The sequence below is a fragment of the Rhodococcus sp. 14-2496-1d genome (genome assembly GCF_002259365.1).
Taxonomy (GTDB): domain Bacteria; phylum Actinomycetota; class Actinomycetes; order Mycobacteriales; family Mycobacteriaceae; genus Rhodococcoides.
On the sequence record NZ_NPFV01000019.1, the window covers coordinates 19834 to 38435 of the forward strand.

Sequence of the window (18602 nt, forward strand, 5' to 3'; positions counted from 1 at the left end):
CGCGTCGTTTGTCGGGTATAAGCGCGACTTACAGTTTGCGCGCGGAATCGATGCCGAGTGACATTCCCACCAGGCCGCGCTCGCGTACGGCGAGTTTCGCTGCGACGGCCTCGAGTGCCTGTGCCGCAGGCGATTCCGGGTTACTCAGCACGATCGGCGTGCCTGCGTCACCGCCCTCTCGGACGGCGGTGTCGAGCGGAATCTGGCCGAGAAGTGGAACGCTGGCACCCACTGCCTTGGTGAGTCTGTCCGATACGTCCTGTCCGCCACCGGATCCGAAGATGTCCATACGGGTGCCGTCGGGCAGCTCGAGCCACGACATGTTCTCCACGACACCGGCGACGCGCTGCCGAGTCTGTAGTGCAATCGCACCCGCGCGCTCGGCGACCTCGGCCGCGGCCTGCTGCGGGGTGGTGACCACGAGGATTTCCGCGCTCGGGATGAGCTGAGCGACAGAGATTGCCACGTCTCCGGTACCGGGAGGAAGGTCGAGCAGCAGTACGTCCAGGTCGCCCCAGAAGACGTCGGCGAGGAACTGCTGCAGCGCACGGTGCAGCATCGGTCCGCGCCAGACGACCGGAGTGTTGCCCTGCGTGAACTGGGCGATCGAGATGAACTTCACGCCGTGCGCCTGCGGCGGCATGATCATCTTCTCGACCTGGGTCGGTCGTGCGTCGTTGCCGAGCATGCGAGGTACCGAGTGGCCGTAGATGTCGGCGTCGAGCACACCGACCGAGAGTCCGCGAGCGGTCAGCGATGCGGCGAGATTGACCGTCACGCTGGACTTGCCGACGCCACCCTTGCCCGACGCCACCGCGTACACGCGCGTCAGGGATCCGGGTTGCGCGAAGGGAATGATCGGCTCCGCGGAATCGCCGCGCAGTGACTTGCGGAGTTCGGTGCGCTGCTCGTCGTTCATCACGTCGAGTTCGACCGAGACGGTGCCGACGCCTGCGACGTCGGCGACTGCGTTCTTGACGCGGTCGCTGATCTCGGTCTTCATCGGGCACCCGGAGGTGGTGAGGTAGATGCCGACGCCGACGGCTCCGTCGTCGGAGATGTCGATGCTCTTGACCATCCCCAGATCGGTGATGGGTTTGCGGATCTCGGGGTCGATCACCTTCGAGAGCGCGGTCCGAACGTCGGATTCGGTCAGTACAGCCATTGCCTCATGCTAGGCGGTGGGCTGTGCGCCGATGGACAGCAGGGCAGGCGCGGACGGCCGATCAGTGAATGCGCGGGAGCTGGTCCGAGGTCGGGACGATGCCGGTGGCGTATCCGGCCGACCACGCGAGCACGTTCGCCACGTAGGCCATCGAGTTGTTGTAACGCAGGATCGCTTTGGTGGTCGATCCCAGGTCACGCATGTTGGTGCCGTCGTCGCACAGGTACATGCCGGTGGCCAGGGCGGCGTCGAACAGATTCTGTGGGTCGGAGACTCCGTCGCCGTTGCCGTCGGCGTGATAGAGGTTCCACGTCGAGGGTAGGAACTGCATGGGTCCGACGGCACGGTCGTATTCGGTGTCACCGTCGAGCGCGCCGCCGTCGGTGTCACGAATCACCTGATTGCCCGCGAGGGTGCCGTTCAGTCGTGGCCCGAGGATGGGCTCGTGCAGCTCGCCCGAGTCGTCGACCTTGCCGTTGTTGGCGTGGGTGGATTCGACACGGCCGATGCCGGCGATGACGGTCCAGCTGATGCCACAGCCGGGTTGCTGCTGGGCGAGGATGCGCTCGGCGTTCTTGTACGCCGAGACGTTGACGACCGGAATCGCGATGGGACTGACCGCGAGGTTGGTGGGCAGCTCCGGTGTGGGCGGGATCTCGGGAACCGGCGCGGGTGCGGGGACTGCAGCGGGCACGGGAAGCTCGGCCTGCGCGACCGGCTGCGCCTGTCCGTCCTGGGCGATCGGCTGCGGAGTTTCGACGACGGAGTTCGATTCCTGCGCGGCAGGGGACGTCTTCGCGCTGACGAACGGGATGTATTCCGTGGCTCCGGCGCTGGTGGCGGCGGTGACGAGTCCTGCGGGGACGAGACCTGCCAGAGCAATCACCGAATTCCGTCTGACCTTGGAATTCGATGCTTTTCTGTGACGACCCACGCGTGCTGTACCTCCTGATTTCCCCGGATGACAACCGGGGCCCGACCTGATGACCGGGATCGAGGGTACCTGATTCGAGACTGTTCCGTTATCGGGCTGTTACAGAGCGGACCTAGTGCGTATCGGGGTCCGATGCGTCCGGCATGCCCATGTCGTCGTGCACCCGCGCGGCCGCCTTCTTTCGTGCCTTCTTGGGAGAGACCGTGGGTTGACCCGTCGCCTGCTCGAGGAGTGCCTTGATCTCGTCCAGTTCGCGGCGCAGGTAGTCGCGGGTGGCGACCTCGCCGACGGCGATGCGCAGCGCAGCGAGTTCACGAGCGAGGAACTCGGTGTCGGCCTTGGTCTGTTGGGCGCGAGAACGGTCCTCCTCGAGGGAGACGCGGTCGCGGTCGTCCTGCCGATTCTGGGCCAGAAGAATCAACGGAGCTGCGTACGCGGCCTGGGTCGAGAACGCGAGGTTGAGCAGGATGAAGGGGTAGGGGTCCCACTGGAGGTTGACCGCCACGACGTTGAGGAAGATCCAGACGATCACGATTCCGGTCTGGATGGCCAGGTAGCGGCCGGTGCCGAGGAATCGTGCGGCCTTCTCGCCCGACTTGCCGAGGTCGAAGTCGAGGTTCACATTGAACATCCGCGACCCGCGCGGCGTGTCCATTCTCTGGCGTGCTGTTTCTTTCACTGTCCCGCCACTTCCTGATCTCGCCAGTCCTCGGGCAGCAGGTGATCGAGGACGTCGTCCACGGTCACGGCCCCGACCAGGTGGTCCTCGTCGTCGACCACCGGGCCGCAGACGAGGTTGTACGTCGCGAAGTACCGCGTCACGGCGGTGAGACTGTCCTCGGGGGACAATCGCGGCAGAGCGCTGTCCACCACACCGCCGACCAGGCTCGCCGGGGGTTCTCGAAGCAATTGCTGCAGATGCACGCAGCCGAGATACGGGCCGGTCGGTGTCGCGGTCGGGGGCCGCACGACGAACACCAGGGAGGCCAGCGCAGGCGTCAGGTCGGGATTACGTACCCGGGCGAGCGCCTCGGCCACCGTCGTCGACGCGGTGAGAACTACCGGCTCGGGGGTCATCAGACCACCGGCGGTATCGGGGGAGTGTTCGAGCAGACGACGGACAGGCGCGGAGTCCTCCGGATCCATCAGGCGCAGAAGCGATTCCGCCTCGGTCTCGGGCAGCTCGCCCAGCAGGTCGGCGGCGTCGTCCGGGTCCATGGCCTCGAGCACGTCGGCACCACGGTCGACACCGAGGTAGTGCATCAACTCCACCTGATCGTCGTCGGGCAGTTCCTGGACGACGTCCGCGAGCCGCTCGTCGTCGAGAGCGCGCGCCACCTCCATCCGGCGCTTGACGGGCAGCTCGCGCATCGCGTTCGCCACGTCGGCCGCGCGAAGATCCTCGAACTGCATCAGCAGCTGCGCCACACCCTGATCGGGCATGGACAGCTCGTTCTGTGTCAGCCCCTGCACGTGCTGCCAATCGACGACGTGGATGGCACCACGCCGCGCGAGCCGTTGCCGTTGCTTGCGGACCGCCACCCGCGCGACCACCCAGTCGCGAGTTCGGGTGAGTTCGATGCCGAGGTCGACGACGATGGAATCGACGTCGTGCAGCTCGTCGAGCTCGGGGTCGTCGACGCGCACCTTGGAGTCGAGGATCTGCGCGAAGACCAGGATCTCGTTGGCGCGCTGGGTGAATCGACGAAGACTGACGTTTCCGGTCGTGAGTTGAACGGAATTGGGCTCGATGCTCGTCACTCGTAGCATCGGCACGAAAATTCTTCGGCGAGTTGCCAATTCGACCACAAGGCCGAGGACTCTCGGCTGCGCTCTGCCGACACGCATCGAGACGACCACGTCACGAACCCGGCCGATCGATTCGCCGTCGGGGCCCAGGACACCCAGGCCGGCGAGCCTGGCCGCGAATACCTTGCTCAGTGCTGCCATGATGGCAAGGTTAGAGGCTCGGCAGTACAGAGGGTGAATCAGACAGGGGTTGTGCTTTCGTGAGAGCTTCGGGCATGCGGCGGTCGGTACTGGCCGTTCCGGGCAGTTCGGACAAGATGATCGACAAGGCCAAGGGACTGCCCGCCGACGCGGTCTTTCTCGATCTCGAGGACGCCGTCGCGCCGCTGGCGAAAGTGGCGGCCCGAGCGCGCATCGTCGACGCACTCAACTCCGACGGTTGGGGCGATCAGATCAAGGTCGTGCGCGTCAACGACTGGACGACGCAGTGGACGTACGGCGACGTCATCGACGTCGTGTCGGGTGCCGGACGCAATCTCGACGCCATCCTGCTGCCGAAGGTGGAATGCGCCGCGCACGTGCAGGCGCTGGATCTGTTGCTCACTCAGCTCGAGAAGGAGCACGGTCTCGAGGTCGGTGCCATCGGGATCGAGCCGCAGATCGAGAGCGCACGCAGTCTGCGCAACATCGACGAGATCGCGACGGCGAGCCCTCGCGTGGAGACCCTGGTGTTCGGCCCTGCGGATCTGATGGCGAGCGTCAACATGCGCACTCTGGTCGTCGGCGAGCAACCGGTCGGATACGACACGGGCGACGCCTATCACCACATTCTGATGACCATTCTGCTCGCTGCCCGGACCCACGGTCTGCAGGCGATCGATGGCCCCTACCTGCAGATTCGAGATCTCGACGCCTTTCGTCGGGCGGCAGGCCGCACGGCCGGCCTCGGTTTCGACGGCAAGTGGGTGCTGCATCCGACGCAGATCGAGGCCGCCAACGAGATCTTCGCGCCGCGTCAGGCCGATTACGACAAGGCCGAGATGATTCTCGACGCCTACGAGTTCCACACGTCCGCGGCGGGTGGCGGTCGCGGTGCGGTGATGTTGGGCGACGAGATGATCGACGAGGCGAGCCGCAAGATGGCGCTCGTCGTCTCGGCGAAGGGCCGCGCCGCAGGAATGACGCGCACGACCGCTTTCGTGCCGCCCACAACCTGACCGACCACGTCCTGACCAACCGTCAACCTGCTGTGAACCGCTACAACGGGTGTGCCGGGTGTCCGTTTCGGGGCACAATGGAGTCATGACTAATCCCCTCTCGCAGTCGGGCCGCCCAGGGCAGGGACTGCCGACGCCGCCTTCCGGTTGGCCGATCGGTTCCTACCCCACCTACGCCGAGGCGCAGCGCGCCGTCGACTACCTGTCCGACGAGGAGTTCTCGGTACAGGACGTGACGATCGTCGGCGTCGACCTGATGCAGGTCGAGCGCGTCCTGGGCCGGCTCACGTGGCCCAAAGTGATTGGTGGAGGCATTGTTTCGGGTGCATGGCTTGGCGTTTTCCTCGGCCTGGTCCTCGGTATCTTCAGCGAGAACATCCTCGGAGCTCTGCTCATCGGCGTCGGCGGCGGCATCATCTTCGGCCTGATCTCGGCGTCCATTCCGTACGCGGCCACCAAGGGGCAGCGAGATTTCGCGTCGAGCATGCAGTTGGTCGCCGGTCGTTACGACGTCCTCTGCGAACCCCGTACCGCGGAGAAAGCGCGCGACCTGCTCGCGAAACTGTCGATCTGATCACACCTGGTGGACGACCAGGCAACCGACAGGTAACGGAATAGCCCCAATCTCCCCTCAATGCCAGTGAGTTCGGTTACGTTTCTTTCGTGCACGGCAGTCCCACACAGTGTGCTGCGCGAGTAACTGAACGTACGGAGGCGGAAAGTGCCGAGACATCGTGGTCGTAGGCGTGGAAAAGCAACGAGGATAGGGGTGTTGGCGGCAGCGGCTCTGGTGACGAGTCCGTTGCTCGCAGCGTGTGGTTCGTCCGACAGTTCGGTTCCGGTTCTGAGTTTCTACACTGCCGCAGACGGCGCAGAGCAGTACGCCGCTGCGGCACAGGTGTGTTCGGATGCCTCGAACGGTCGCTACCGCGTGGAGCAGCGAACGCTGCCCAAGAGCGCAAATGATCAGCGTCTCCAGCTCGCGCGGCGCCTCGCGGGCAACGACCGGACGCTCGATCTGATGACACTCGACGTGGTGTGGACGGCCGAATTCGCCGAAGCCGGATGGGCATTGCCCGTGCCCGACGACCTGTCCGAAAAGCTGCGCGACGGCTCCACCCTCGAAGGTCCGCTCGCCACGGCCGAATGGCAGGACCAGCTCTACGCGGTTCCGCTCAACTCCAACACCCAGTTGCTCTGGTACCGGCCCGACGAGGTGCCGGACGGGGTGCCGCCGCAGACGTGGGATCAGCTGATCGACGTGGCCGAGGCCAATGCGGCCGCCGGTAGGCCCTCGGAGATCGGCGTCCAGGCCAAGCAGTACGAGGGCTTCATGGTCTGGTTCAACTCGCTGCTCGAGAGCGCAGGAGGATCGGTCGTCGGCGAAGACGGAACGACGGTGACACTGAACGACACTCCCGAGCACCGCGCCGCCACCGAGAAGGCCCTCGAGATCATCAAGCGGGTCGCCACCGCCGATGGCCGCGACCCGTCGGTCTCGCAGAGCGACGAGGGAACCTCCCGGCTCGGGATGGAAGCGGGACGGATGGCCTTCCAGGTCAACTACCCGTTCGTGCTGCCCGGTCTGAAGGAGAACGCTGTCGCCGGTGCCGTCTCGTTCCTCGACCTGTCGAACGTGCCTGCCGACCAGCAGGACGCGCGGATCGCCGAGGTCTTCCGCAGCGCCCCGTATCCGGAGGTCGATGCGGGCGAGCCCGCCAAGGTCACCATCGGTGGGTTCAACATCGGCGTCGCCAAGACCACCCAGCACGAGGACCTCGCGTGGGAAGCCGTCGAGTGCCTCACCAACCAGGAGAACCAGCGCAACAACGCCGTCAACGGTGGTGTGCCGCCGGTGCTTGCACGCCTGTACGACGATCCGGAGTTCCAGGCCGTCTATCCCGCGTGGGAAGGGGTGCTCGGTTCCATCGAGTCGGCGGCCGTCCGGCCCGTTTCACCTGCGTACCAAAGCATCTCGATTCTGTTGACCGATGCGCTCAACCCGCCGCAGAACATCGATCCGGTGGCCGACGTGGACAAGCTCGCTGATCTGGTCACCAAGGCCGTCAATTCCGAAGGGTTGATTCCATGAGCGCCACCACCGAGTCACAGCCCGCATCGCAGCCTGTCGACAAGCAGGCGGCTCTGAAGAACGTCTCCGACGGCAAGAAGGCCGAACGACGGTTGGGTCTGCTGCTCATCGCACCCGCAGCCCTGCTGATGATCGCGGTCACCGGGTACCCGATCATCTACGCGTTCTGGCTCAGCCTGCAGAAATACAACCTCGCATTCCCCGAGGATCGGGAATTCGTCGGCATCTCCAACTACGTGACCGTGCTCTCCGACGGCTACTGGTGGACCGCGTTCGGTGTGACGGCGGGCATCACGATCATCTCGGTGATCATCGAGTTCATCCTCGGCCTGGCGGTGGCTCTGGTCATGCACCGCACCATCTTCGGCCGTGGACTGGTGCGCACCGTGGTGCTCATTCCGTACGGCATCGTGACCGTCGCCGCCGCGTACAGCTGGTACTACGCGTGGACCCCCGGCACGGGCTACCTCGCCAATCTGCTGCCCGACGGCAGTGCCCCGCTCACCGAGCAGTTCCCGTCACTGGCGATCGTCGTATTGGCCGAAGTGTGGAAGACGACGCCGTTCATGGCGCTGCTGCTGCTCGCAGGCCTGGCGTTGGTGCCCGACGACCTGCTCAAGGCCGCCGAGGTCGACGGGGCGGGTGGCTGGACCAGGCTGATGCGGATCACCATTCCGTTGATGAAGCCGGCGATCCTCGTCGCGGTGCTCTTCCGCACCCTCGACGCGTTCCGCATCTTCGACAACATCTACGTCCTGACCCGAGGCAGCAACGAAACCGGATCGGTCTCGATTCTGGGTTACAACAACCTCTTCGGTGCGTTCAACCTCGGACTCGGGTCGGCGATCAGCATCCTGATCTTCTTCTGCGTCGCGATCATCGCGTTCGTGTTCATCAAGTTGTTCGGTGCATCGGCACCGGGATCCGACGACGGAGGCCGCAAGTAATGACCACTGTTACGCCTCGCAAGAAGGTCGGTTGGACGGTCGTCAACGTCCTCGTCCTGCTCTACGCACTCGTTCCGCTGCTGTGGATCATCAGTCTCTCGTTCAAGTCGACGGCGACCATCGCCGACGGCAGGTTCATTCCGCAGTCGTTCACCCTCGAGAACTACAAGGGCATCTTCCAGACGAACCAGTTCACCTCGGCACTGGTGAACTCGATCGGCATCGGACTGATCACCACGGTGATCGCCGTGGTGATCGGCACGATGGCCGCGTATGCCGTTGCTCGCCTTGACTTTCCGGGCAAGAAGGCGCTCGTGGGTGCGGCACTGCTCATCGCGATGTTCCCCCAGATCTCGCTGGTGACACCGCTGTTCGACATCTCCCGCTCGCTGGGGCTGTTCGACACCTGGCCGGGACTGATCATTCCGTACATCACCTTCGCGTTGCCGTTGGCGATCTACACCCTCTCGGCGTTCTTCCGCGAGATTCCGTGGGAGCTCGAAAAGGCAGCGAAGATGGACGGCGCGACGCCCGCACAGGCGTTCCGCAAGGTCATCGCTCCGCTGGCCGCCCCCGGCATCGTCACCGCCGCAATTCTGGTGTTCATCTTCGCCTGGAACGACCTTCTGCTCGCCATCTCGTTGACGGCGACGGAACGTTCGGTCACCGTCCCGGCGGCCATCTCGCAGTTCACCGGTAGCTCTCAGTTCGAGGAGCCCACGGGGTCGATCGCGGCGGCAGCAGTCGTCATCACGATCCCGATCATCATTTTCGTGCTCTTCTTCCAACGACGTATCGTGGCGGGCTTGACGTCCGGCGCAGTGAAGGGATAACCGTCATGGCCGAAATCGTTCTCGACAAAGTCACCAAGCTCTACCCCGACGGCGCCGCCGCGGTCAGCGACGTCGACATCACCATCGCCGATGGCGAATTCATCATCCTCGTCGGGCCCTCCGGTTGCGGAAAGTCCACGACGCTCAACATGATCGCCGGTCTGGAGGACATCTCGTCCGGAGAACTGCGCATCGCGGGGGAGCGCGTCAACGAGAAGGCACCCAAGGATCGCGACATCGCGATGGTGTTCCAGTCGTACGCGCTGTACCCGCACATGACGGTGCGTCAGAACATCGCCTTCCCGCTGACGCTCGCGAAGCTGTCGAAGTCGGAGATCAACACCAAGGTCGAAGAGGCAGCCAAGATCCTCGACCTCAGTCAGCACCTCGACCGCAAGCCGGCGAACCTGTCCGGTGGTCAGCGACAGCGAGTTGCCATGGGCCGTGCCATCGTTCGTACCCCCAAGGCCTTCCTGATGGACGAGCCGCTGTCCAATCTCGACGCCAAGCTGCGCGTGCAGACGCGCGCCGAGATCTCGCGGCTGCAGAAGCGGCTCGGCACCACCACGGTGTACGTCACGCACGACCAGACCGAGGCCATGACCCTCGGCGATCGCGTCGTGGTGCTGCGCGGCGGGTTGGTGCAGCAGATCGGTTCTCCGCAGGAGCTCTACGACAAGCCGCGAAACCTGTTCGTGGGCGGCTTCATCGGATCGCCCTCGATGAACTTCGTTCCCGGACAGCTCACCTCGAACGGCGTGTCCACCGCGCTCGGTGAGATCGACATCCCACTCGAGCGGATGGATGCGATCAAGGCCAAGAACCCGGGCCGCGAGGTGGTCGTCGGCATCCGTCCCGAGCATTTCGAGGACGCGGCTCTGATCGACGGCTACCAGAAGATGAGCGGTGCCACCTTCACCGCCACCGTCGACGTGCTCGAGTCCATGGGCAGCGACAAGTACGTCTACTTCACGCTCAAGGGTGCCAAGGTCGAGTCCAGCGAGCTGCAGGAGCTCGCGGCCGATGCCGGCATCGCCGATCTCGGTGGCGCACAGGTGGTTGCGCGTCTGGCCGCCGAATCCAAGGCCGCCGAGGGTGGTCAGGTGGAACTGTGGTTCGACCCGGCGAAGATCTCGGTGTTCGACCAGGCCTCGGGTGCCAACCTGACGCTGTAGAGCGCTGCGCGCATGTGCACGGAACTTCGTAGTGGGCTACGAAGTTCCGCGCACATGGGTCAGAAGGCAGAGCCCGTGCTCGGCAGCTGGTAGCCCTGGAAGAAGTCGTAGGGCACCACATTCGGTGCCGGGTTCTGCAGCTGCGGTGCCGGTGCCTGTGGGAACAGTTCGGGCAGGCGGAACTGATCGGGCTGCTGGTTCTGCTGATACTGCGGCGCGCTGTGGTCACGATCGTCGCTGCCGGACCACAGCGGATCGGCCGACGCTGTGCCGGTGACCGCCACCAGAGGGATGGCCACCAATGCTCCGGTGACTGCTGCGCGGGTGAGGATCTTTCGGGTGTTCATGTGTTCCCTTTCGTCGTGGTTCGTACCTCCACGACAGTAGGTATTCGTGAGTACGCCCGAAAGGCAGATTCGTTGACTCCCAGTAGATTACGAGTTTCCTGCCAGGGGCCCCGACCAGCGGATGGACGGTCTTCGTCCTGGTCGGACGAGGGTGTCGGCTGTCAGGTCGCTGTGTAGCGGTCGGCAGGGCGTCACGCCGCCATGTTCGACGTGCTGGTCGGTTCGGACCCCGCCACTCGCACCGATTCCCGCGCGGCGGGGGTACTCCTGATGGCCAGGGCCGCGAGTACGACGACGAGGCAGGCCACCGCACCTGCGACGAACGCTGCGGTGTACACGCTCTCGCGGGCGACGGCTGTCCCGTCGATGGTGAACATGGCGAGGACGGTGGACAGCGTGGCACTGGCGATCGAGGGGCCGACTGTCCGGACGATCGAATTGACGCTGTTCGCCACCCCGGTGTCCGCTGCGCTGACCTCGGCCATGAGCAGGTTCGGCAGGGCAGCGAACGCAAGACTGACGAACATGTTGATGACGATGCCTGCGGTGATCAGCTGCCAGGTGTGATCGTGGGCGAGTGCGACGAAGACGAATCCGACCATCCCGATCACGGCTCCTGCGATCAGTACTCGGCGCGGCCCGAACGACCGGATGAGGCGGCCACTGACGACGGCCGCGACCACTCCGACCGCTGCGCCGGGCAGCAGATAGACGACACTCGCCTCGAGAACGTTCGCGGTGAAACCGTAGCCGGCCACAGCTCGTGGTGTCTGCACGAAGTACGAGCAGGCGAGGAAATTGACGAACATCCCGATACCGACGAAGAGGGTGGCGACGTTGGTGGCGAGCAACGGTCCGTGGGTGAGCATTCGGGGTGCGACCAATGGCTCGTCGGCGCGCTTCTCGAAGGTCCACCAGATGGCCCCCGCGACCACACCGCCGACCGCGCAGCCGATGGTGGCAAGCGAACCCCACCCCCAGGTGCGTCCCTGGGTCAGGGCGAGGAACAGCAGCAGCAGAGTCACCGCGAGCAGTGCAGCTCCCCACCAGTCGACGGTGCCGCCGCTGGTTCTCGGGCGCGCCGGTACGCCGAACCAGGCGATTGCGAGCGCGAGTACCACGAACGCAACAGTGAGCCAGAACACGCGGTGGTAGTCGGCACCGTTGGCCGTCAGTAGCCCGGTCAACACCAGTCCGAATCCGCCGCCGACGCCCAGTGTGCCGGACAGGACGGCCATCGAGCCGACGAGCTTACGAGGAGGCATCTCGTCTCGGAGGACGGCGAGGGCGATGGGGAACAGTGCGTAGGACACTCCCTGCAGGACCCGGCCGACGATCAGCCACAGCAACGAGTGGGTCAGGGCTGCGAGCAGAGATCCGGCGAGGACGACGGTGAGCACACCGATCAGCACCGGACGCTTACCGTGCAGGTCGGCGAGCCTACCGATGACCGGGGTGGCGATCACCGCCGCGAGGAGGTTGGCCGTCAGCACCCATCCGGCTGCGGTCGCGCTGACCCCGAGTTGGGTGCCGATGGTCAAGACGATGGGGACCACCATCGTTTGCAGAACGGCGAGAGTCATGACGATGAAACAGAGTCCGGGCAGCAGTATGCGGCGGGAGGACATGAAAGAACTACCTCGTTACGTATCGACCAAGCGATGGAACCGAAAAAATTAGAATGATGAACGCATCTAAGTAACTATCAGAGATCGGTGCACCAGGGAAGCGAGCCGGGGCTGTTACCACGGCCCAGCATCGACGCAGGCCTACTGATGCTTTCCCAGAGCTTTCTGACGCAGTTCGCTGACGATCTCGTCGTTCCAGACGTGTTCGCGCACCAGGCGGTAGCGCTCCCGGCTCATCCAGAGGTACGCCTCTGCGTCGGTGCGGTCCTCGAGGATCTCCGCTGCGCGCACCATGCGCACCACCGGTAGGTACTCCTCACCGAACCAACGCCGCGCGACGGTACCGCGGTCGACGAATTCACCGACCTCCTGCATCAACCGGAATCCCCACGCTTCCACCGATTCGCTCAGCTGCGCGTAGTCGAAGGGATCGGTGACCTGGACGGCCTCGCGGGCCCGGCCCACCAACGGAACTCGACTGAGGAAGATGCGTCGGTGATCCTTGATCAGCAGGTCGCCGCGTCGGGTGATGCCCTCGGGGGAGATGCGCGTGATGATCTCGGTGACCACCGCGTCGATCGTCGTTCGGTGCATGGCGAAGGCGATCGACACTCGATGATGGCCGTCGACGACGAAGTGCATGCCACCGATGCGGTACACCTGGATCGGGGGCATCGCCTCGCCGCGGCGTTGGGCGGCTGCAAGTCGCTGCCAGCGTTCGCGGATGCGCGCCGACGTCGGGCGGAAGAAGCGGTCGAAATCGCGAGTGCGGTCGACGCTTCCGACGATGGTCTCGACGCGGATGACCTGCAGACCCAGGTGCCGCTCGCCCACCTTGCCGAGGGCGGCGACCACCTCGTCGAACGGCAGGATGGTGTTGACGTCGTCGGGTTGGCGACGCAGCCACCCGACCAGACGTGCGACGTCGGCGCGTCGGCGCTGGCGGGTGAAGTCGTTCTCCGCGTCGGCGGCCGGGAATCCGGTGTCACGTGCCATGTCTGCGCCTCACGATCTTCGGTGTCTCGAAATCCGTTCTCTCGCTGCCCGGTTCGATCTCGAGAAGGGTGTATCCGACGGTGTTGATCACCGTCGCGCCGTGCAGGGTCAGATCGTCCGGGGTGTGACCGTGTGGATGAATATGCCCGTGCAACAACAACTGTGGCGACAGTCGACGCGTCACCTCGTCCAGGCAGTCGAAGCCGATGTGCGCGGGGTCGGTGTCGTCACCGACGCCGAGCGGGGGACTGTGGGTGAGCAGAATGTCGACGGGGCGAAGATCCTTGCGCACGTTGCGATGCCACGCGAACGTTCGAGTCAGGGTGCGCGATCGCCGTCGTTGCTGCCGTTGGGTCCACTGATTGGGGCCACCGTTGTAGCGGATGGACCCACCGAGGCCGGCTATCCGTAGGCCTGCGGCGGAGACTATTCGACGGTCGACGTTGACGGCACCGACCGGTCCGGGCCAGGTGGCGGGCAACCCGGCGCGCATCCACCCTGCGCGTCCGGCCGAGTATCCGGTGAGGTCCGCGTCGTGATTGCCTGGAACGAACACACACGGAGCGTTCAACGCGTCGGTGAGGTACTCGAGGTAGTCGAACGGGAGGTCGCCCGCGCCGAGAATCAGGTCGACTCCGAGCGACTTCACCTGCGGACTCCACAGGGATTCGATCGTTTCGTCGGCAACTGCGAGAACGGAGACCACGGGTACGACGGTACCCACCTCCGGTGCGGTGATACCTCCGAACGGACTTCTCGGGCATCGGTGGTGTTGGATGGGTCAGGTGAGCGACAGTGTCATTGCAGCGGTACGCGCACATCTGGTGACCGAGATCGGCGACGAGAATCCGTCGTCGGCGTCGGTGACGTTCCTCGGCCTCGAGTCGCTGGACGTGCTGAGATTCGGCGCGGACTCCGACGTGGTCCGGTACGTCAGTCTCGGCTGTTCTCGTCACCCCATGGCCGATCCCAACGAACTCGTCGCCGATCCCTCGCGCGGCCCCCGAGCAGAACTGGTGCTGACTCTTCGCGGTGGGGCAGGCGTGGCGTCGGGCGTGCACAAGTCACTGGCTGTGCTCGCTGCCTCGCCCGCGGTGGAGGGGGTCGTGCTCGTCGAGGACGCGCTGCTCGATCTGGGCGAGCCGCTCTGGACCAACGCGCCGTTCACCGCGGTGCTGCTCGGCGACAGCGACATCGCCGATCTGACGCTGCCCGAGCCCTACGATCCGGTTCGCTTTCTCGCTGCCGTGCCGTTGACCGGTACCGAGGCCGCCTGGGTGCGTCTGCGCGGTGCCGCGGCCCTGCGTGAGGCCTGGGCCGAGGCCGGGATCGACGTGCGCGATCCGAATCGGTCCGCGGCCAGTCTCTGACCCGGAGTCACCGAGCGTAGGACGCCAATTCCGGTTCTGCGGTGACGGAGTCGTCGATCAGGTGCCGAGGTACCTGGGCCAGGTACTTCAGGCCGGTGATCGCGGCATGCGCGTCGTAGCGCAGGTTCGGCATGCTGGTGGTGAAACACAGATCGTCCGGAATCCGCTCGCGGACAGCAGGTCCGTCGTGTTCGAGTGCATCGAGGACGATACGGAAGGCGACGTTGTCGCCGATGATGTCGAAGTGTTCGACGGGCCGCAGCGGGCAGACGTCCTGAACGGCGATGTTCGCGGCTCCGGCAAGAGTGCTGGCGTGCGGTTGCGGATAGATCAGCTCGTCGAAATTGGTGTAGATCGAGGTGTAACCGGGTCCCTCCGGCAACGGACGCGCCGCCAGCGCGGTGAGGAACTTCGATCCGGTGGCGATCTGCCAGTTCGCAGGCGGGCACTCCTGCGAGTCGTCGCATCCCGAACGCGCCGAGTCGGTGCCGTTGTACGGGGTGGCGAGCGAGATGAGATCCGACACCAGAGCAGGCAGATCCGGCCAGAACGTCAACGCCCACAGCTCGTCGAGCGGGCCGTGCTGGTGGCCCATCATGACGACCTGGCGACCGCTGTCGGCGGCCATCGTCCGAACCGCGTGCACCACGTACTGGGCGGCGATCTGCAGGTCGCCGTACCCCTCGTCCGGCAGGGAGAGGCTGCACACCGGTATTCCGGCGGCGGGCAGCGACTGCAGATAGTTCCACCCGAACGACTGCTGGTCGGTGGCGAAAGCCGGGGTGAGCAGGACCGGATCGCGGGTGGCGTCGTGCAGATCGGGGGTGCACGTCAGAGCGTGGTCGAGGGCGGCCGGATCGACGGTCAGTGCGGGACCCGGATCGAGGTTCGACCCTGCCGTTGCGGTTCCCGGTACCACCGTGGACAGCAACGCGACGGTCGACGCCAGTACGAGTGAGCGGATTCTCATCGATCCCTTCCGGACGACAATGCAGGGCTTCTGCAGTCTCATCCGGCCCGAACCGGTGGGCTCGTCACCTGTCGGCAGTCGGGGCAATCACCAACGATCGGACGATTCGGTTGGGCATCGTCCAATCGAATCGTCGGCCCCTAGAGCCAGTTGTTCTTGTGGAACGTCCTCCACAGTCCGATGCACACGCACAACACCACTGCGACCATCAGGTGGTAGCCGTACGTCCAGTGCAACTCGGGCATGTTGTCGAAATTCATCCCGTAGATCCCCGCGACCATCGTCGGCACGGCGGCGATCGCCACCCACGACGAGATCTTGCGCATGTCCAGGTTCTGCTGCATCGTCACTCGCGCCAGCGCAGCGTCGACGAGTGAGCTGAGCACCTCGTCGTACTCGGAGATGCGTTCGGCGACCGTCGTGTGATGGTCCTGCACGTCGCGCAGGTAGCGTCTCACCGCTTTGGGGACGCTCGGCTCCTGCACCAGACGCGCCAACGGCGTCGACAGTGGTGTCACCGACCGCCGAAGTTCGACGACCTCCCGCTTGAGGAGATAGATGTTCTCGATGGGCACGTGGTGGTGCGGCGAGAACACTTCCTCCTCCATACCGTCGACGTCCCGCTCGATCGAGTCGGTCACCGCGAGATACTCGTCGACCACGTGATCGGCCACCGCATGGAGAACTGCCGACGGGCCGAGCGCGAGCTGTTCAGGGTTGCCCTCGAGGCGTTGACGCACGCCGGCCAGTCCCGAATGCTCCCCGTGCCGGACGGTGATGACGAAGTCACGGCCGACCATCACCATGATCTCGCCGCTCTCGACGATCTCGTTGGCGGTCGTCACCGACTCGTGCTCGACGTACTTCACCGTGCGCAGTACCAGGAACGCGACGTCGTCGTAGCGCTCGAGTTTGGGTCTCTGGTGGGCGTGCACGGTGTCTTCGACCATCAGCTCGTGCAGGCCGTAACACTGGGCGATCGCGTTCATCTGTTGGTCGTCGGGTGCGTGCAGACCCACCCACACGAATCCTTCGCCGCGTGCACGCACCTCCGCGATGGCCGAGGTGTGAGTGAATCTGCCGGGCAGTCGAGCGCCCTCGACGTAGACCGCACAGTCGACGATTGCGCGAGCCGTGGGCACCGGAATTCGCGGTGTGTGCACCGGACCGGCCTTGGCCGATCGTCGATGCAGGGACGGCAGCGACGGGCGTGGTGGAAGGGACGGCATGGCGGGCAATCGTACGCCAGCAAAACGACGAGAGAGTGGGCCTGGAACACTGTGCAGGTGCTCATCGACCTCCACACCCACTCGACGGCGTCCGACGGCACCGACAGCCCGGCCGAGCTGGTCCGGGCCGCAGCCGAGGCGGGACTGTCGGTGGTGGCTCTGACCGACCACGACACCACCTCGGGATGGGACGAGGCGGCCTCCGCACTGCCGTCCGGTCTCACGCTCGTGCGCGGCATGGAACTTTCCTGCACCGGGCGAGGCGAGGACGGCCGGCCGGTTCCCGTGCACCTACTGGCGTACCTGTTCGACCCCGCGAACGAGGTGTTCGCAACCGAGCGCGCGCGGTTGCGCAGCGAGCGGGTCACGAGATTGCGTGCCATCGCCGAGAAGATGGCGGCAGACGGTCTGCCCATCGACCCCGACGCGGTGCTGGCCTCGGCCGGTGCGGCGGCCGGGCGACCCCATCTGGGTCGAGCCCTGATCGACGCCGGGTACGTCCCGGACATGAACGCCGCGTTCGCCGGTCCGTTGGCGACCGACGGCAAGTACTACGTCGAGAAGGTCGACACTCCCCTCGAAGTAGCGGTGGACATGATCGCTGCGGCAGGCGGTGTCAGTGTGCTCGCGCACGCCAGAGCTCGTACCCGCGGCCGCATCCTCGACCTCGATCACATTCGCGAAGTCGCAGCGCGCGGTCTCGGTGGTGTGGAGGTTCATCACATGGATCACTCGCCGGCGGACACCGCGGTGATGGCCGACCTCGCCGCGGAACTGGACCTGATCGTCACGGGATCCTCGGATTACCACGGCACCAACAAGACGGTGAAGCTGGGCGAATACTCCACTGCCCCAGAGCAATACGACCGTCTGGTTGCGGCGGCGCGGCCATGACTTTCGATGTGACGCTCTACTTGACGGTGTTGATCACCCTGTTCGTCATCATGGACCCGCCGGGCGCGATCCCGGTGTTCCTGTCTCTGGTCGGGCGCAAGAGCAAAGAAGCCCGCAACAAGGCCGCATGGCAGGCCCCCGCGGTTTCGCTGACCGTCATCTCGGTGTTCGCGATCGGCGGCCAGGCGATCCTGAGCTACCTGCACATCGGCATTCCGGCATTGCAGGGTGCGGGCGGGTTGCTGTTGCTGCTCATCGCGTTGTCGCTGCTCACCGGAAAGGGTGCGGGCGGGGACACCGCCGCGGAGGACGTCAACGTGGCACTCGTGCCGCTCGGGACTCCGCTCATGGCAGGCCCCGGTGCCATTGCCGCGGTGATCGTCTACGTCAGCCAGGCCGACGGTGACGCCGGTTCGTTCTTGGCAATTGCGTTGGGCATCATCACCATTCACATTCTGTTCTTCCTGGTGCTTCGATTCTCGACCGCGCTGATCCGGCTCCTCGGGGAGGGCGGTATCTCGCTGTTGGCACGCATCGCCGGTCTGTTGCTGGCCGCTATCGCGGTGCAGTTGATCGCGGACTCGGTTCGCGGATTCGTGGCAGGCGGATGACCGGGGCAGGTGCCGGGCTCCGATTCCTGCGCGGGCTCAGCGGTATCGTCACCGGGGGACTGGTGGTGCTGGCCCTCGGCGTCGCCGTCACGCAGTATCTGGGCCACTCCCGCGGCTTTCCCGGTCCTGGCGCTCTCTCGGTTGCCGCCCATATCGTCGCCGCGATCGTTGCCGTGGTCGCGCAGCGCATCACCGATCACCGTCGCGGATTCTCGGCCGTTCTCGGCGCTCTCGTGGTCTTCGTCGCCGCAGGCCTCGTCCTGTGGACACAATGGTGGCAGTGAGAACCGGTGCCGGTGGTTCCTGACGCTGTGGTCAGGTGGGGCGGCGATATGGCACACTGGGGCACCGACAGGGCTACAGCCCATCGCTGATCGTGCAGGCGTACCCGCCTCACATGCGAGACACGCTCTCGGCAGTTTGCAGCCAGCACTGGCGCACTCCG

General features: G+C 65.2%; 20 protein-coding genes. 10 read left to right on the forward strand and 10 right to left on the reverse strand.

Translation table 11 applies throughout. From position 1 onward, the window contains the following. Positions 1 to 28: 28 nt before the first annotated feature. The 4 genes from CH296_RS16575 to CH296_RS16590 form a co-directional block, all read right to left on the reverse strand. Complete coding sequence (locus tag CH296_RS16575; protein WP_032394099.1) at positions 29 to 1165, reverse strand: Mrp/NBP35 family ATP-binding protein; 1137 nt, start codon at positions 1163 to 1165, stop codon at positions 29 to 31. A 61-nt stretch (positions 1166 to 1226) separates the two neighbouring features. Next, on the reverse strand, positions 1227 to 2099 hold the full coding sequence (locus CH296_RS16580) for a lytic transglycosylase domain-containing protein (RefSeq protein ID WP_032394100.1): 873 nt from the start codon (positions 2097 to 2099) through the stop codon (positions 1227 to 1229). Positions 2100 to 2211: 112 nt separating this feature from the next. Continuing rightward, the gene (locus CH296_RS16585; protein WP_045199222.1) at positions 2212 to 2754 is read right to left on the reverse strand and encodes a DUF1003 domain-containing protein; all 543 of its coding nucleotides are present in this window, start codon (positions 2752 to 2754) and stop codon (positions 2212 to 2214) included. 20 nt (positions 2755 to 2774) lie between these two features. Further along, positions 2775 to 4049 (reverse strand): magnesium transporter MgtE N-terminal domain-containing protein, encoded by a 1275-nt coding sequence (locus tag CH296_RS16590; RefSeq protein ID WP_032394102.1) that lies wholly within the window; start codon positions 4047 to 4049, stop codon positions 2775 to 2777. A gap of 74 nt (positions 4050 to 4123) precedes the next feature. On the opposite strand from CH296_RS16590, the gene CH296_RS16595 reads away from it, so the two are divergent. From CH296_RS16595 to CH296_RS16620, 6 genes are all read left to right on the forward strand, one after another. After that, entirely contained in the window at positions 4124 to 5065 is a 942-nt protein-coding gene (locus CH296_RS16595; protein WP_094685255.1) for a CoA ester lyase, read from the forward strand. Between the two features lie 85 nt (positions 5066 to 5150). After that, positions 5151 to 5639, forward strand: coding sequence for a general stress protein (locus tag CH296_RS16600; protein ID WP_032394104.1), 489 nt, complete (start codon positions 5151 to 5153; stop codon positions 5637 to 5639). 195 nt (positions 5640 to 5834) lie between these two features. Further along, positions 5835 to 7157, forward strand: a complete 1323-nt coding sequence (locus CH296_RS16605; protein WP_094629602.1) for an ABC transporter substrate-binding protein — start codon at positions 5835 to 5837, stop codon at positions 7155 to 7157. After that, positions 7154 to 8104 (forward strand): carbohydrate ABC transporter permease, encoded by a 951-nt coding sequence (locus CH296_RS16610; protein ID WP_032394106.1) that lies wholly within the window; start codon positions 7154 to 7156, stop codon positions 8102 to 8104. Before CH296_RS16605 ends, CH296_RS16610 begins: the two co-directional genes overlap by 4 nt. Further along, a complete protein-coding gene (locus CH296_RS16615; RefSeq protein WP_032394107.1) occupies positions 8104 to 8937 on the forward strand; it encodes a carbohydrate ABC transporter permease in 834 nt (277 codons plus the stop codon). The genes CH296_RS16610 and CH296_RS16615 overlap by 1 nt, the downstream gene beginning before the upstream one ends. Positions 8938 to 8942: 5 nt before the next feature. After that, positions 8943 to 10112: an ABC transporter ATP-binding protein gene (locus CH296_RS16620; RefSeq protein WP_032394108.1), complete on the forward strand. Its 1170-nt coding sequence runs from the start codon at positions 8943 to 8945 to the stop codon at positions 10110 to 10112. A gap of 59 nt (positions 10113 to 10171) precedes the next feature. Here the strand turns inward: CH296_RS16620 and CH296_RS16625 are convergent, their stop codons facing one another. From CH296_RS16625 to CH296_RS16640, 4 genes are all read right to left on the reverse strand, one after another. Next, complete coding sequence (locus CH296_RS16625; protein ID WP_094685256.1) at positions 10172 to 10459, reverse strand: hypothetical protein; 288 nt, start codon at positions 10457 to 10459, stop codon at positions 10172 to 10174. A gap of 191 nt (positions 10460 to 10650) precedes the next feature. Continuing rightward, complete coding sequence (locus tag CH296_RS16630) at positions 10651 to 12087, reverse strand: MFS transporter (protein WP_094685257.1); 1437 nt, start codon at positions 12085 to 12087, stop codon at positions 10651 to 10653. 141 nt (positions 12088 to 12228) lie between these two features. After that, positions 12229 to 13083: a chromosome partitioning protein ParB gene (locus tag CH296_RS16635; protein WP_094647009.1), complete on the reverse strand. Its 855-nt coding sequence runs from the start codon at positions 13081 to 13083 to the stop codon at positions 12229 to 12231. After that, entirely contained in the window at positions 13073 to 13789 is a 717-nt protein-coding gene (locus tag CH296_RS16640; protein ID WP_032394235.1) for a metallophosphoesterase, read from the reverse strand. Before CH296_RS16640 ends, CH296_RS16635 begins: the two co-directional genes overlap by 11 nt. Positions 13790 to 13859: 70 nt before the next feature. Between CH296_RS16640 and CH296_RS16645 the strand changes: the two genes are divergently transcribed. After that, on the forward strand, positions 13860 to 14453 hold the full coding sequence (locus CH296_RS16645) for a suppressor of fused domain protein (RefSeq protein WP_082073932.1): 594 nt from the start codon (positions 13860 to 13862) through the stop codon (positions 14451 to 14453). A 7-nt stretch (positions 14454 to 14460) separates the two neighbouring features. Here the strand turns inward: CH296_RS16645 and CH296_RS16650 are convergent, their stop codons facing one another. Both CH296_RS16650 and CH296_RS16655 read right to left on the reverse strand, forming a co-directional pair. Further along, entirely contained in the window at positions 14461 to 15423 is a 963-nt protein-coding gene (locus CH296_RS16650) for a lipase (protein ID WP_094685265.1), read from the reverse strand. A 140-nt stretch (positions 15424 to 15563) separates the two neighbouring features. Beyond that, positions 15564 to 16652 (reverse strand): magnesium and cobalt transport protein CorA, encoded by a 1089-nt coding sequence (locus CH296_RS16655; RefSeq protein WP_179277747.1) that lies wholly within the window; start codon positions 16650 to 16652, stop codon positions 15564 to 15566. Between the two features lie 57 nt (positions 16653 to 16709). On the opposite strand from CH296_RS16655, the gene CH296_RS16660 reads away from it, so the two are divergent. From CH296_RS16660 to CH296_RS16670, 3 genes are read left to right on the forward strand one after another with little or no spacing between them, the layout of a single operon-like run. Beyond that, positions 16710 to 17546, forward strand: coding sequence for a PHP domain-containing protein (locus CH296_RS16660; protein WP_094685267.1), 837 nt, complete (start codon positions 16710 to 16712; stop codon positions 17544 to 17546). Next, positions 17543 to 18157, forward strand: coding sequence for a MarC family protein (locus tag CH296_RS16665; RefSeq protein ID WP_032394112.1), 615 nt, complete (start codon positions 17543 to 17545; stop codon positions 18155 to 18157). The genes CH296_RS16660 and CH296_RS16665 overlap by 4 nt, the downstream gene beginning before the upstream one ends. Continuing rightward, positions 18154 to 18441 (forward strand): hypothetical protein, encoded by a 288-nt coding sequence (locus tag CH296_RS16670; protein ID WP_094629606.1) that lies wholly within the window; start codon positions 18154 to 18156, stop codon positions 18439 to 18441. Before CH296_RS16665 ends, CH296_RS16670 begins: the two co-directional genes overlap by 4 nt. The last annotated feature ends 161 nt before the right edge of the window (positions 18442 to 18602 follow it).